Here is a 15,306-nt window from a genome sequence, read left to right on the forward strand (position 1 = left end):
TCTCGATCTCGATCGTCGGTCGTCAGGCCCACGAGTCGACGAAGGCCGGTCGGGATGCTTCCCGACCGGCCTTCATCGTTGCAGTGTTGACCGCGCGATCAGTGCCGAGGCGTCAGCAGCTCGCGGCCGGATGACTCGCCGTGACCGTCACCGACCGGCTCGGGTCGGCGGGATCAGCTGCCGAGACCGTCACCGACCCCGCGCCGACCGACTTCGCCCGGGTCGAGAACGCCGTGCTGCTCGACGCACCGGCGTCGAGCGCGAACGTCTTCGATCCGTAGGCACCGGCGGCGGTCACCTCGAGGGCGACGGCGTCGGCGTTGCGCACCGTGGTGACGATGACGGCCTTGCCGGCGACGCAGCGCGTCGTGGCGGTCGCCTCGAGCATCGGCGCGTCGACGGGGTCGGCCGCGACCGAGGCGATGCGGTAGCGCTGGCAGTCGTTGTTCAGCACGCTGTACTGGTGGATGCGCGTGCCGTCGGCCGCCGCGCAGAACGAGAGGTCGAGCGCCTTCAGGCTCGTGCCGTTGCGGAACTCGACGGTGCCGTCGTTGCCGACGAGCACTCGCCAGGTGCTGCCGGCGATGCCGCACGCGCCTTGTGTGACCGCGACGCTGTCGGCCGTCGATCCGCCGGCCACGGCGAGGCACTTCTCGGGTGCCGAGCCGAGGTGCAACTCGGCTTCGCCGTTCGCGGCAGCGGTGAAGCTCACGCCCTGGCAGGGCGCAGCGACGTACTCGCGCTGCTGCAGGATCGCGCCATCGGCCGTCGAGCACCCGGGCAGGTCGAACGACTTGCCCGTGACGATCGAGGTGACCACGACCTGGCCGGCGGGGCGGAGCGCCCAGTCCTGCCCGGCCGCGGCGTTCGCCGTCGACTGCACGAGCGCGGCGCCGGCCGCCGTGCCTGAGCCCGCGTCGAGCACCTTGCCGCTCGTGCGGTTCGTCAGCTTCGACCAGCCGCCGGTCGTCGAGGTGACGGTCCACTGCTGGCATCCCGTGGTGAGGAAGGGCGTCTGCAGCACGGCAGCGCCCTCGGCCGTGGCGCACTCGTCGGGCCCGAGCGACTCGCCGCTCACGGCGTTCACGACCCGCAGGTAACCGTCTCCGGTGGTGTCGAGCACGAAGCGAGCGCGCGACGAGGAACAGTCGCCCTGCACCGCGGCAGCGCCGGCTTCATCAGTCGGCACCGTGGCGCAGAGCCCCGTGCTGCGGCTCACGAGGTTCCACCTGGCGCCTTCGACCCGGGCGGTGATCGGCGCGTTCTCGCCGCTCGGCACCGACACCTGCGTGCTGGTCGCCTGCGGGACGCCGAAGTCGGGGTCGCCGTCGGCGCCCCAGTTCACGATCTGCGCGCGGGCTGAGCGTTCGCGGCTGCATCCGCCGTTCGGCCGGTTGTTGGCGTGGTAGAGATTCCACGTCTCGGTGCCGTCGGGCGAGGTGAAGAAGTCGTTGTGACCCGTGCCGTAGACGCCGTTCGCCTTCGAGAACACCGGGCCGTCGCTCTTCTGCCATGATGCCGACAGCACGGGGTCGCCGCCGAGGTACTCGAGGGTGCCGAGCTGGTAGTCCTCGGTGCCGCAGAAGCTCGCCGAGTAGACGATCCAGGTCTTTCCATCCTTCTGCAGCGGAATCGGGCCCTCGTTCACCGGTTGCCCGATGACCTCCCAGGGCTCGGTCGGCTGCGAGAGGATGTTGAGCGGCCCGGTCGCCGACCACGGCGTCGTCATGCGCGCGATGTAGTTGCTCTGCAGCCCGTCGGGTGCGAACGCCGACCAGGTCACGAAGAGCTCACCGTTCAGGTGCAGGTACGCGCCGTCGATGTTCCAGTCGTCGGTCGGGATCGGCCGGCCCTTGTAGGTGTACGGGCCCATCGGGTCATCCGCTGCGCTCTCGATCACCTGCAGGTGCTGCGTGCCGAAATTGCCGGAGATGCCCATCGTGTACATGAGGTACCAGCGCCAGCCGTTCGGCCCTTCGATGCGTTCGAGCTCGGGAGCCCACATGTTGCCGTTGCGGCCCGCATTGGTGTCGGAGTAGACCGTCACCGGCTTGGTCGTGCCGAGGCCCGCGAGTGTCGGCGCCTTGCGCATCACGACCTTGTTGTCCCACGTGGTGGCGACCATGTAGTAGTTGCCGTCGTGGAACTCGATCGTCGGATCGGCCGTGTCGGGCGCCAGGGGATTGGTGAAGGTGTCCTCTCCGATCGCCTCGGCGGTAGGGGCCTGCGCGGCGTCGATGGCGGTGAGGCCGCCGAACGCGAGCGCGGCGATCAGCGCCGTGCGCAGCACGGTGCGAAGCGGTCTCAGCATGAGCGGCCTCCGAATGCAGCGGTGGTGGTGACGCCGTCGGCGGTGGCCGAGACCTCACCGGTGGGCACCGTCACGAGACGGCTCGAGAACGTGGCCGACTGGCTCGCGCCCGCCGTGATCGTCACGACGCGCTCGCCGTAGGGCGAGGTGATCGTGACGCTCGACGCCTGGTCCGACTGGTTCGTCGCTTTGACGACGATGACGGCCTTGCCGGCCACGCACCGGGTCGAGGCCGCCACGTCGATGCCGGGCGTGACGGTCACGGTCGCCGTCACCGGCATCCGCGAATCGTCGTGCGCAACGCCGCGCACCGTGAACGTGCCGGGTGCCTGGTAGTCGCCGGGCGAGACGCCCTCCCACGTGACGTCGACCTGGTCGGTCGTGCCGTCGACCGTCGTGAGCGAAGCACCGGGAAGCACCGGTGCCTGACCGGGGCGCGTGGTGACCTCGATGGGGGCGACCTCGGCCACGGCGACCGCCGGGGCGTAGGCCTCGAGCACCGTCTGGTACTCGGCCCGGGTCACCGGGATCACGGTGCCGTGGCGCGGCTTGCCGCCGTCGCTGTTCTGCGGCAGGTTCTCGCGCAGCGTGGCACCGAGCGGCTGCCACGACGAGCCATCGGCGATGTCGTTCGAGCCGAACGGGATGTAGTAGTTCGGGCCGTCGTGATACGAGGGCTGGTCGATGAACAGGAACCAGTCGAGGTTGTTCACGTCACCGGGGTTCGCGGGGAAGATGCTCGGCCCCTCGCCGCTCGTGAAGGTCTTGCCCGGTTCGCCGTTCGGCAGTCCGGTGGCCACCTGCTCCTTGACGAGCGTCCACTCGTCGGCGGCGCCCGTGGTGCCGGGCAGCGAGCCGTTGATCGTCGCGAGCAGGTCGGTCGACTTCTCCTCGCGGATCGTCATGGATGCCTCGTCTTTGGTGAAGCGGTAGTAGATGTCGTCGACCTTGGCGACCGTGGAGTCGATCAGGCCGCGGCCGGTTCCCCGCTTGACATCGGACCAGACCTGCGGCTCGGAGAAGGTCACGAAGTCGTCGGTCGTGGCGTACATCATGCGGTTGTAGGTGACGGCCGTGCGAGCAGCGGGGTCGGTGCCCGGGTACAGGTTCGACGCCCAGAACACCACGTAGCGGCCGAGCTCGTCGTCCCAGTACGCCTCGGGCGCCCAGGTGTTGCCCGCGTATGGGGTCGAGACCTGCACATGGCGCTGGTCGGACCAGTTCACGAGGTCGGTCGACTCCCACACCTCGATGCCGAGCGAGCCCGAGATCTGCGCCGTCGTGAAGCCGCCGGGCAGGCCGGCGACCTTCAGGTCGGTGGCGAGCATGTAGAACTTGTCGCCCTCGTGCGAGCGGATGATGAACGGGTCGCGCAGCCCGCTCGTGCCCTGCGTCGAGGTGAAGATGGGCTCGCCGTCGTTCAGCGTGTTCCAGCGCAAGGCGTCGTTGCCCTTGGATGCCGCGAGGCTGACGCGCTCGGCTCCGGCGCCCTCGCCCGTGAAGAAGGCCCAGACGTAGGCCTCGGGGTCGGCCGTCGTCTCCGGCGCCGCGGGCACCGTCAGGGTGAACGTGCGTGAGGCGGTGGCCGCGCCACTGGTCGCGGTTGCGGTGAGCACGATGTCGGATGCCGCGGCGGGACGTGTGATCGCGACGGTCGCGGTGCCCGGCTTGACGCCGTCGCGGAGCGCCGCGATGCCCTCGCCCGAGGTGACAGCCCACGAAATCGTCGAGCCGTTCTCGCCGGTCGTCGGCACCGAGAAGCTCGTGCGCACGTCGGCGGCTCCGGGAATGGCGAGGGCCGCAGCATCCGCGTCGACCTTCGCCTGGTCGGAGAGTTGCGCCGGCACCGTGACGGTGTAGCTGCGGGTCGCCGTCGCGCTGCCCGCGGTGAAGGTCGCGGTCAAGGTGACCACGGCGTCGGCCGAGCCGCCGGCGGGGCGGGTGACCGTCGCCGTTCCGTCCGACACGGCGATCGCCGCACCGTCGGAGGCCCACGAGACGGTTGCGCCGTGGCTCGTCGTCGGCAGGGCGAAGTCGGCCGTCGCGCTCGCCGGAGGCGAGACCGCCGCGGTCGCGCGATCGATCGCCTGGTCGGCGAACACCTGCTGCACGGTGGTCGTGTCGAGCGCTTCAGCGTACACGGCGAAGTCGTCGATGTCGCCGGCCCAGCCCGGGTCGTTGTAGGTCGAGCGGCCGAGGTACGACAGCAGGCTCGAGCCGAACGACGACACATCGCGCGCGATCGCGTGCTGGCCGATCTGCTGGCCGTTGACGTACACCGTGAGCTTCGCGTTCATCCCGTCGATGACGGTCGTGTAGAGCGCCATGCCCGACGGCGTGCGTGCACCCGTGGTCGCGGTGTTCGTCGCGCCGGGGCCGATCTCGGTGCCCCACGGGGCGCCGGCATTGACGGTGTTCGTCACGACCGACTTCACGAAGCCGCTCGGGTTCGTCGGGTTGAGCATCCAGTAGCCGCTCGAGTACGAGGCTCCCGACGCGACCGGCGCGCCGATGAACACGGCCCCGACGTTCGCCGGGCCCGAACGGTTGCTGAGCCAGGTCGAGATCGTGAGCTGCTTCTTGCCGACGAGGCCCACGGTCGGGATCTCGAGGTAGGCGGCGCTCGCGCGTGCCCCACCCGGGAGGGAGAGCGCTCCCGCGTTGACGGTGGCGCCGCTCTGCTTGATGACGCCGTCGTGCCCGTTGCCGGACGCGTCGCTGACGACGCCGCCGACGGCGGCGTCGAAGGTGTAGTGGATCAGCGGGGCGGGCGCCTCGACGGCACCGGCGGCCTGCGGGGCGATGGCGCCCGCAACAGCGAGGGCGGCGACGGCCGCAACCGCTGCGGCCCCCGTTCGCAGCTTTCGCACGAGGATGTCGCGCATGTCACTCCTTTGTGATGGGTGGTGGGGTTCAGCCGCAGTGAGCGGCCGGGGTGCTGAACGATCCCTCGAAGGTGCTGCCGCCGGCGGTGCTGCCGGTCAGCGTGAGCGAGCCCGCCGCGATCGACGCCGCGCGTGTCGCGAACGCGGCCGAGGCGGAGGCACCGGCGGCGATCGCGACGCTCTTGCCGCCGTACGGGGTCTGGATCGCGACCGCGGCACGCTCGTCGTCGGCGTTGTGCACGGTGACCACGAGCTGCACCTTGCCGGCGACGCACCGGGTCGTCGCCGTGGCGTCGAGCTCGAGGTCGCCGTGCAGTTCGACGGGCTCCGAGGCGGAGGTGGCCACGAGGGCATCACGGTAGCCGTCGTAGGTCGCGGTCACCGACGTGACCTCGGCGGGAGCGGTGACCGTCGCCGTGCCGTTCTGCAGCGGCACGGTGGTGCTCCAGTCGCCACCCGAGAACGTCACCGTTCCGGCGATGTCACCGGCGTCGGCGGCGGCCACTTCGGCCGTGACGTCACGGCCGTCGGCGGTCAGCTGCGTGGTCGACGCGACGGCAGTGATTCCGGTCCAGTCGTGCATGGCCGTGAGCACCGTCTGCGGCACGCTGACGAACGCGCCGTGCCGCGGGCTCGCCGGCAACCCGCCGACCGGGCGCACGTTCCAGTTCGAGCGCTGCGAGATGCGGTCGCTCTGCGAGCTCGAGGCGATCTCGGCGCCCGTCGTCGCGAAGGCGCGGTAGCCGCCGGCACCGTAGTTGTCGACGAGGAAGACGTAGCCGTCGCCCGAGGTGTTGTTCGGGTCGCCCTCGTTGAGCTTCACGATCTCGGGTCCTTCTCCGGCCTGACCGGTCTCGAGGCTCGTCATGTGGGTGTCGGTGAGCTGCCACGTCGTGGCGGGGTCGGCGCTCCAGCTCGACGAGGTCGTCGGCGCGGTGAGCACCTTCGATCGCTCGAGGAAGATGTCCTTGCCGGCCTCGAGCGTGCCGGCGGCGCCGCCCTCCTCGTTCTTCGTGAAGCGGTAGTAGTAGTCGTCGATCTTGGTGACCGTCGAGTCGATGCGGGCGTACCCGGTGTCCTGCCACGTCGCGGGCGGCGAGGTGAAGGTTCGGAAGTCGCGCGTGAGCACCGAGAACATGCGGGCGTAGAGCTTGTCTGTGTTGGTGTGCGACGCGTCCGAGTAGAGGCGCGATGCGAAGAACACGACGTACGACTGCAGCTCGTCGTCCCAGTACGCCTCGGGCGCCCAGGTCATGCCGGCCTCGGGCTGGTTGATCGTGATGCCGGTGTCGATGCCGTTCGTACGCGTCCAGTGCACGAGGTCGACCGACTCCCAGACCTCGATCTTCAGGCTGCCCGCCGACTGGGCGGGTCCCCAGCCCGTGCCGCAGCCGATGCAGAGGTCGGTGGCGACCATGTAGTACTTGTCGCCGTCGTGCGATCGCAGGATGTACGGGTCGCGCAGGCCCTTGGTGTCGGTCGTCGACGTGATCACCGCGGCGCCGCCGTTGACGGGCGAGAACGTGAAGAAGTCGTTGCCCGACGTTGCGGCCTGGTAGATCTTCTCGTCGCCGTCGGACTTGAAGTAGGCGGCGGCATAGCCGGCGTCGGGGGCCGAGCGTGCGTGCTCGGCGACGGCGACGGTGAACGTCTTCTCGACCGTCGACTGGCCGAGCACTGCGTGCGCGGTGAGCGTGACCTCGCGGTCGCCGGCACCGTAGGCGGGTCGGTCGACGAGGCCGCCGCCCTCGAACGGGTCGGGGGCGCCGACCGCGGGAGCGGTGTAGCCGGGGTCGGTCGGCGTGACCAGCGCGGGATCGGAGGAGGTCCACGTGATGGTCGCGCCGTTGACCGATCCGGTCGTGACGAGCGGCAGGTTCTCGGTCGTGCGCGCGGTGAGCGAGATCGCTTCGAGGTCGGCCGACGCCGAGGCGGCGAGCACGGTGAGGTCGAAGGCGATCGTGGTGCCGAGCGAGGTGGTCGCCGTGACCGTCACCGGGGTGTCGGTCGTGACGGCGCGCGAGACGACGCCGGTGTTCGAGATCACCGAGGGGTCGCTCGAGGCCCAACTCAGCGTGACGCCGTTGACGGATGCCGGCAGGGTGAGGTTCTGCGAGACGGCGTCGGCAGAGGGGTTGCCCGCCAGCACGGTCGGCAGCAGGTCGGCGCGCAGCATCGCGTCGGTCGTCGCCGACTTCGCCGCCGCCGTCGGCATGCTCTCGGTGACCTGTGCCTGGCTCAGCGCGACGTCCCAGAACTTCACGTCGGTGACGTCGGCCTGCAGCATCGGATCGGGGGCGTAGAGCGAGCGGCCGAGGTAGCCGAGCGTCGTGCCGGCCGGCACGATCGAGCTCATGGCGTACGAGTGGGTGACCGTCGAGGCCTGCACGCCGTCGCGGTAGAGCGTGAGGGTGTTGCCGCTGCCCACGAGAGTCAGGGTGGTGAAGCCCGGGTTGAGCCCGCCGCCGTTCGGCAGGCGCACCTCGCCGTTGCTCGTGCCCGTCTTGACCCTGATTCCCGAGAGCACCGCGTTGCTGTACGCGGATTCGCTCGAGCGCGGGTTGACGAACACGTGGTTGCCGAGGGCAGTGGTGTTCCATGCGCCGACGCCGTCGCCGATCACCCAGCCGAACTGGTTGCCGGCGGTCTCGCTCGAGACCGTGTACTCGACGGTGAAGTCGTTATCGGCGGCGGTCACGAGGCCCTTGGGCAGCGCGGCGTAGCCGTTCTTCTTGAACCGGAGCACGGCGTCGCCGCCGGCATCGGCGAACGAGGCATCGGTGAGACCGCTGAGTGCGGCGTTGCGACCGTTGCCCGAGATGTCGAGCAGTGCACCGCCCGCGTGCGACATGTCGTAGTGAGCCGTGACGGGCGGCAGCTCAGCGGCCGACGCGGAGAGCGGAGCCGTGGCGCACAGGCCCGCGACCACGGCGCCGGCGAGGCCCGCGGCGAGCAGTCGTCGCGCACGAGTTGGGGGGAGGGCGGCAGACGGGCGCATGGGTCTCCTTGTAGTCGCCATTGACGGAGGGCCGACGATGATCGCCGGGAGCTCGAATGTTACCGGACACATTGCCGCAAAACCAAGGATCGTGGACGAAGTGCTCGACTGCCGAAATCTTCTGGCGTCGCTTCACGACTCTGTGCTACGGTCTGGCGTTACCGGTAACAAAGGATGTCGCCGGTATCGCCCCGCCACCGAAGTCGTAGGCTCGAGGAGCTGTCAATGTCGACGCATGCCCCCACCGTTCGCGCGTTCCGTGCCGCTGCACTCGCCCTCGGCGCCGCCCTCCTGGCGACCGTCACCGCGGCCGGTCCCTTCCTTCCTGCCGCGGCCAATGCCGCGCCGGCAGATGCCCCGCGCGACGGCCTGCTGGCGGAGTACCTCTTCACCCAGACGACCGGCAGCACAGTGGCGAATACGGCGGGCGGCTCGTCATCGCTCGGTCCGGCCACGGTCATCAACGGAACCGATGCCCTCTGGACCGGATCCTCGCTGCGGTTCACCGGCGGGGCCAAGACCAGCACGGCCGATTGGGTGCGCCTGCCCGATGGGCTGCTCGCCGGCGAGCAGTCCGCGACGATCACCGTCGAGACGAAGTTCGACGCCGCGATGGCCTCGACCTGGCACTTTCTCTGGAACATCGGCAACGACAGCACCACCTCGTACTACTTCGCGTCGCTGAAAGACCTGGCGCGCACCGCGATCACCACCGCGAGCAACGGCGGAGAGGCGAACGCCCGCGCGGCCTCGGCGCTCGTGCCCGATCGCTGGTACAGCGTCACCTCGGTGATCGACGGTGCCGCCGGCACGATCTCGTTCTACATCGACGGAGTGCGGGTCGGGCAGACGGCCACCGCGCTCACCCCGGCGTCGATCACCGCCCAGACCCTCAACGCGATCGGCCGCTCGCCGTGGCCCGACTCGTTCTACCGGGGCGAGGTGTCGACGTTCCGGGCGTACGACCGCGCACTGTCGGCCGCCGAGGTCGCCGCCGTGTCAGACGCCGACGGCAGCCTGCACGCGTCGTCGTTCCAAGCGAGCGCGCAGGCGTCGCTCGATTCGATCCAGCCGATCGCCATGTCGGACTCGTCGATCACCCTGCCCACCCCGGCCGGCGTCGCGATGAGCTGGTCGAACCCGTCTGCCGGCCTCGCGCTCGGCGCGGCGGGCGATACCCTGCAGGCCGTGCAGCCGGCGCCGGGCTCGACGGAGCTCAGCGGCACGGTGACCGCGACGGCCACCGTGCGCGGCGTGAGCGTATCGAAGGAGATCCCCGTGACGGTCGCCCCTGCCGCTGCCGCGAACGACGACTACGGCTACCTGATGGTGCACTTCATCGAGGACTCGGCCGGCTACGCCGAGAAGATCTACCTCGACGTCTCGCGCGGCGACGACCCCGAGCAGTGGGACCCGCTGAACGACGGCAAGCCGATCCTCGCGTCGCAACTCGGCACCACCGGCATCCGCGACCCGTATCTCACTCGCAACCCCGAAACCGGCACCTACTACATCATCGCGACCGACCTGCGGGTGTTCGGCGGTGACGGCGGCGCGGGTTCGTGCACGAGCTGGTGCCACTGGACGACGAAGGGCAGCACGAAGCTGCTCGTCTGGGAGTCGACCGACCTCGTGAGCTGGGGCGAGCCACGCAGCCTCGACGTCTCACTCGACGCGAGCGGCGGCAAGGTCGCCGAGCTCGGCATGGCCTGGGCACCCGAGGCGACCTGGGTCGATGACTACTTCCCCGACGGCCGCGGCGCCTTCGTCATGTACTGGTCGTCGAACCGCTACGACAACCCCGAGCACACCGGCGCGAGCCACAACGAGGTGCTGTGGGGGGCCACGACCGACTTCACCCAGCAGACCTACGCCTACGGCGGGTCGTTCATCGACACCGGCGCGAACGCCATCGACACCACGATGATCCAGAACGAGGGCACCACCTACCGCATCACGAAGGACAACGGCCTCGGCAAGGGCATCTACATGGAGTCGACGACCGCCGAGCGCTGGTGGGAGCCGGGCACCTCGTGGACCCAGCTGCAGTCGGCGATCGGCGCGGCCTGGGCCGGCGGCAATGCCGGCGGCGTCGAGGGCCCTGCTGTCTTCAAGAGCCACAGCGACGAACGCTGGTACCTCTACGTCGACGTCATCCCCTCGACCGGCTACCGGCCGATGACCACCACGAACCTCGACGCGGGCTGGAGCCAGCTGAACGACCCTTCGTTCTTCATGGCTCCCAGCACCAAGCACGGCGGTGTGATCTCGCTCACCAAGGCGCAGTACGACACGGTGCGGTCAGCGGATGCCGCGGCCGCCGTGTCTTCCGACCTCGGCTCGATCGAGATCGAGGCAGGCAGCGAGCCGAGCGAACTCGCCGACGCGTTGCCGGCGACCGCCGACGTCGTGCTCGCCTACGACCGGGGCACGGCGCCCCGGCCGGTCGCGTGGAACGAGGCATCCGTCGATCTCGACACCCCTGGCACGTACCCGATCACGGGAACGGTGAGCACGTACTCCGCGAACCTCGACACGTGGGTCGGCGCCGGCGGCTCGACGGCGTGGAACGCGCCCGACCGGGTGCTCTCGAGCAGCGCGGCGATCACCGTGAACGCGACCGTGATCGTGAAGCCGCCAGCGGGGCCCTCGTTCACCGTGCTGGCCGACACCCGCTGCGTCGCCGGCAAGGTCGTGCTCGTCACCAAGGCCGCGAACACCGGTGAGACCTCCGCCGAGATCGCGATCGCCACCCCATACGGCTCGAAGACGGTGCAACTCAGTGCGGGCAAGGCCACGAGCCTGACGTTCGCGACTCGCCTCGCCTCCATTCCGGCGGGCAGCGTCGAGGCGACGTCTGCCGGCGGCACGCAGACGGCCGCGTTCTCGGCACGCGCCTGCAACTGACCTTTCTTCTCGCTCCCATCACACCGAAGGACTCCCATGTCGAAACCGGTTCGCACCACCGCCATCGCGGCGATCGCCGCCATCGGCGCGCTCATCGGCGGGCTCGTCACGTCGGCGATGCCAGCTGCCGCCGCGACGGGCGAGCTCAGCATCGAGGCATCCAAGGTGCTCGAACTGAACTTCGACGGCGACCTCGCCGACTCGAGCGCCAATGCCGCGAACGTCGGCCTGCAGAAGGGCGTCGCCGGCTTCGCCACCGGCATCGACGGCCAGGCGTTCTCGTTCAACGGCGCCACGGCGCTGAAGCTCGGAACGGCCTCGTACCTGCAGCCGCAAGACCTCACCGTCTCGTTCTGGGTCAACCCGAGCGCCGCAATGAGCGGCGAGCAGACGTTCACCTGGAGCAAGACCACGTACAACTCCGACGGCTGGTACCTCACCTCTGAGAACGCCACCACGCCGCTCGCGCTGTCGATCGGCCCGTCGGCCGGCCAGCCGTACAAGGTCGCCGTCGAGGCCGACCGCGCAGCCTTCTTCCCGACCGGCCAGTGGACCCACGTCGTGGCGAGCTACGACCACGAGACGAAGGCCGTGGCCTTCTACCGCAACGGCATCCGCCAGCCCGCGATCGTGAAGGTCCCCGTGAGCGCGACCGCCTCCGGCGTGCTCGGATCCGAGAGCACGAGCACCAAGACCATCGGCTACAACGGCCCGACCTACAACGGCTCGCACCTGAACGGCCTGCTCGACGAATACGCCCTGTACGACGGGGTCGCCACCGTCGAAGACGTGGTGACGCTCACGCAGCGAGGCATCCCCGGCTTCGACCCGGCGACCGTCGCACGCGGCGATCTCGATGCGATCACCCTCCCAGAGAGCGCGGCCGTCGACTTCTCGGTGCCGACCACCGGCGCCGGCGGCAGTGAGATCGCCTGGACCTCCTCCGACGAGGGCGTGATCTCGATCGACGGCGGCACCGCGCACGTGACCCGGCCCGACGGTGCTGCGGCCCCGGTGCGCCTCAGCGCGAGCGCGAGCTACGGCGGCAGTGCGGCGGTCACCCGCGACTTCGACCTGGTGGTGCAACCCGCCGGCGAGACATCCACTCAGTACCTCTCGGATGCCGGCCTCGAGAACGTGACGCTCGCCGACGACTACCTCGAGAACGCCAACCAGAAGACGATCGACTACCTGCTGAGTCTCGACCCCGAGAAGTTCCTCTACTCCTGGTACGTGCAGGCGGGCCTCACCCCGACGACCGCGACCGGATACGGCGGGTGGGAGCGCGCGACCGGCACCCGGTTCCAGGGCCACTTCTTCGGCCACTACATCTCCTCCCTGTCGCAGGCCTACGCGACCACGACGGATGCCTCGGTCAAGGCGCAGCTGCTGGCGAAACTGACTGCCGCGGTCGACGGCCTCGAGCGCTGTCAGGATGCTTGGGCGGCCGCGAATCCCTCCAGTGCCGGGTACGTCGCGCCGTTCCCGCTGAACGCGCTGCCGAGCGGCCGTGACGGGCTGCTCGTGCCGTTCTACAACCTGCACAAGGTGCTCGCTGGGCTCATCGACGCGCACCAGTACGCCCCGGCCGAGGTCTCGGCGAAAGCCATCTCCGTGGCATCCGGCTTCGGCTCCTGGGTGAAGAACTACGCGGCATCGCTCTCGAACCCCGCCGTCATTCTGGGCACCGAGTACGGCGGCATGAACGAGGCGCTCTACGAGCTCTTCAGCATCACGAGAAGTGCCGACCACAAGCGTGCGGCCGAGTACTTCGACGAGGTGCCGCTCTTCCAGGCGCTCGCCAACGGGCAGGACGTGCTGAACGGCAAGCACGCCAACACGACCATCCCGAAGCTCATCGGTGCGCTCAAGCGCTACACGCTCTTCATGGACGACGAAGAGCTCTACGCGACCCTCACGCAAGCCGAGAAGGACGCGCTGCCGATGTACCGCGCCGCGGCCGAGAACTTCTGGCAGATCGTGATCGACGACCACACCTACGCGAACGGAGCGAACAGCCACTCCGAGCACTTCCACGGCGCCGACACGCTGTACCAGTTCGCGACCAACGGCGTCACCTCGGGCTACGGCGAGAACTCCACCGCCGAGGGATGCAACGAGTACAACATGCTGAAGCTCAGCCATGCCCTGTTCGCGGTGACGAAAGAGGTGAAGTACGCCGACTACTACGAGTCGACGTTCATCAACACGATCCTCGCCTCGCAGAGCCCCGAGACCGGCATGGTCACCTACTTCCAGCCGCAGACCTCGGGCTACGCGAAGATCTTCGGCACTCCGCTCGACCAGTTCTGGTGCGACCACGGCACGGGCATCGAGAGCTTCACGAAGCTGAACGACTCGATCTACTTCAGCGACGAGACATCCGTGTACGTGAATCAGTTCCGCAGCTCGGAGCTGCGGTCGGCGGCGCAGAACCTGCGCCTCACGCAGACGGCCGACGTGCCGGCCAGCCCGACCGTGCGATTGACGGTTGCGGCCCTCGACGGCGGGGCGGTCGCGGCCGGCACCGTGCTGAAGCTGCGCGTGCCGAGCTGGGTCGCCTCGGCCCCGACACTGTCGGTCAACGGCGAGGTGACGGATGCCGCGGCGCTCACGAGTGACGGCTACGTCACGCTGCCCGTCGCCGGCGGTGACGAGATCGAGTACTCGCTGCCCGCGAAGGTCACCGTCGACGACGGCACCGAGAACCCGAACTGGGTCGCGTTCAAGTACGGCCCGGTGCTGCTCGCGACCGAACTCAGCCGCAGCAACGTCGACGCCAGCTACACCGCCGGAGTGCTCGTGCAGATGGGCGTCGCCGACAAGTCGCTGAACTCGAACGTCGTCGTGGCCGACACGACCGCGTGGAAGGCGAACGCGGCGACGAACATCGAGCGCATCGCCGACGGGGTGAACGCGAACGGCATGACGACCATGCGGTTCAAGCTGCACGGGGTCGACGCGACCTCGGCCGCGCTCACCTTCGAGCCGTACTACAGCCTCTACGACGCCCGCTACGCGACCTACATGACGCTCGTGCAGCCCGACTCGGCCGAAGCGCAAGCGCTGATCCTCAAGCGCAAGCAGCAGTTGCGCGTCGACGAGACGACGATCGACTCGCTCACCTCGTTCGACGACAACAACAGCGAGGCCGACAAGAACTACGCGTTCTCGAACTCGACCGTCGGCGTGTTCAACGGCAACAGCTTCCGGCACGCACCGCCCGCCGCCGGGGCGTTCTTCCAGTACGACATGATCGTCGACCCCTCGCTGCCCAAGAACTACCTGGCCGCCAGGTACTACGGCGGCGACAACGGGCGCACCTTCGATGTCTACCTCAACGATGTGCTGCTGAAGCACGAGCGGGTGACGAACGCGAACGGTGCGACGAGCTGGTACCTCCAGTACGACGAGATCCCGCAGGCGATCCTCGACGGCATCGCCGCCGAAGACAGCTTCAAGCGCGACCAGTCGGGCAACTACGTGCTGGATGCCGCTGGGCAGAAGATCCCCGTCGTGACGGTGCGTTTCCAGAGCAACGGCACGAGCTACGTGGGCGGCCTGTTCGGCCTGTACACCTCGTCGACGAACCAGTACGCCACCGCTGCCGAGCTCTCGAAGCTCGAGGTCGCAGATGGCCGGCTCACACCCGCCCTGACGCCCGGCACGCACGAGTACTCCGCGACCGTGCCACTCGGCGCGACGAGCGTGCAGCTCGACCTCGACCCGGCCGTGCCGAGCGGGCTCGTCTACGTCGACGGCGTCCTCGTCGACGACACCGAGCCGCGCACCGTGACGCTCACGCCGGGGGATGCCCCGACGACCGTGTCGATCGAGGCGCGCGCACAAGACCACACGACGAGCGTCACCTATGCCCTGCAGATCGTGCGCGCAGCAGCGGAGCCCGAGCTCGCCGTGACCGCGCAGGCGAGCACCCGGTGCGTGGCGGGCAAGGTCGTGGTGGTCGTGAAGGCGACGAACGGCGCCGATGTGCCGGTGGAACTCGTCGCGGCATCCGCTTTCGGCACGGCGACGGCAAGCCTCGCCGTCGGGGCGTCGGTGACGAAGGCCATCTCGACCCGAGCCGCGTCGGTCGATGCCGGCGCGGTGACGGTCACGGCGACCGCGACCGTCGCCGGCGCACTCCGCTCGACCGAGATCGCGGCCGCGTATGCGGCCCGCAACTGCGGCTGAGTCGACCACGG

The 15,306-nt window shown here is 69.3% G+C and carries 5 protein-coding genes; 2 read left to right on the top strand and 3 right to left on the bottom strand.

Annotated elements, in window-relative coordinates:
* Positions 1–112: 112 nt before the first annotated feature.
* The 3 genes from AC6CH0_RS07015 to AC6CH0_RS07025 are packed head-to-tail and all read right to left on the bottom strand — an operon-like array spanning position 113 to position 8,194.
* The gene (locus tag AC6CH0_RS07015; protein WP_498099118.1) at positions 113–2,311 is read right to left on the bottom strand and encodes a family 43 glycosylhydrolase; all 2,199 of its coding nucleotides are present in this window, start codon (positions 2,309–2,311) and stop codon (positions 113–115) included.
* Positions 2,305–5,196 (bottom strand): immunoglobulin-like domain-containing protein, encoded by a 2,892-nt coding sequence (locus tag AC6CH0_RS07020; RefSeq protein ID WP_498099120.1) that lies wholly within the window; start codon positions 5,194–5,196, stop codon positions 2,305–2,307. The genes AC6CH0_RS07015 and AC6CH0_RS07020 overlap by 7 nt, the downstream gene beginning before the upstream one ends.
* Positions 5,197–5,224: 28 nt before the next feature.
* Complete coding sequence (locus AC6CH0_RS07025; RefSeq protein ID WP_498099122.1) at positions 5,225–8,194, bottom strand: immunoglobulin-like domain-containing protein; 2,970 nt, start codon at positions 8,192–8,194, stop codon at positions 5,225–5,227.
* Between the two features lie 225 nt (positions 8,195–8,419).
* On the opposite strand from AC6CH0_RS07025, the gene AC6CH0_RS07030 reads away from it, so the two are divergent.
* Both AC6CH0_RS07030 and AC6CH0_RS07035 read left to right on the top strand, forming a co-directional pair.
* Positions 8,420–11,101 carry a LamG-like jellyroll fold domain-containing protein gene (locus AC6CH0_RS07030; protein WP_498099124.1) on the top strand — a complete coding sequence of 894 codons (2,682 nt, stop codon included), beginning with the start codon at positions 8,420–8,422 and terminating at the stop codon, positions 11,099–11,101.
* Positions 11,102–11,137: 36 nt separating this feature from the next.
* On the top strand, positions 11,138–15,295 hold the full coding sequence (locus tag AC6CH0_RS07035; RefSeq protein ID WP_498099125.1) for a beta-L-arabinofuranosidase domain-containing protein: 4,158 nt from the start codon (positions 11,138–11,140) through the stop codon (positions 15,293–15,295).
* Positions 15,296–15,306: the final 11 nt, after the last annotated feature.

It is taken from the genome of Agromyces sp. GQ35 (assembly GCF_059758475.1).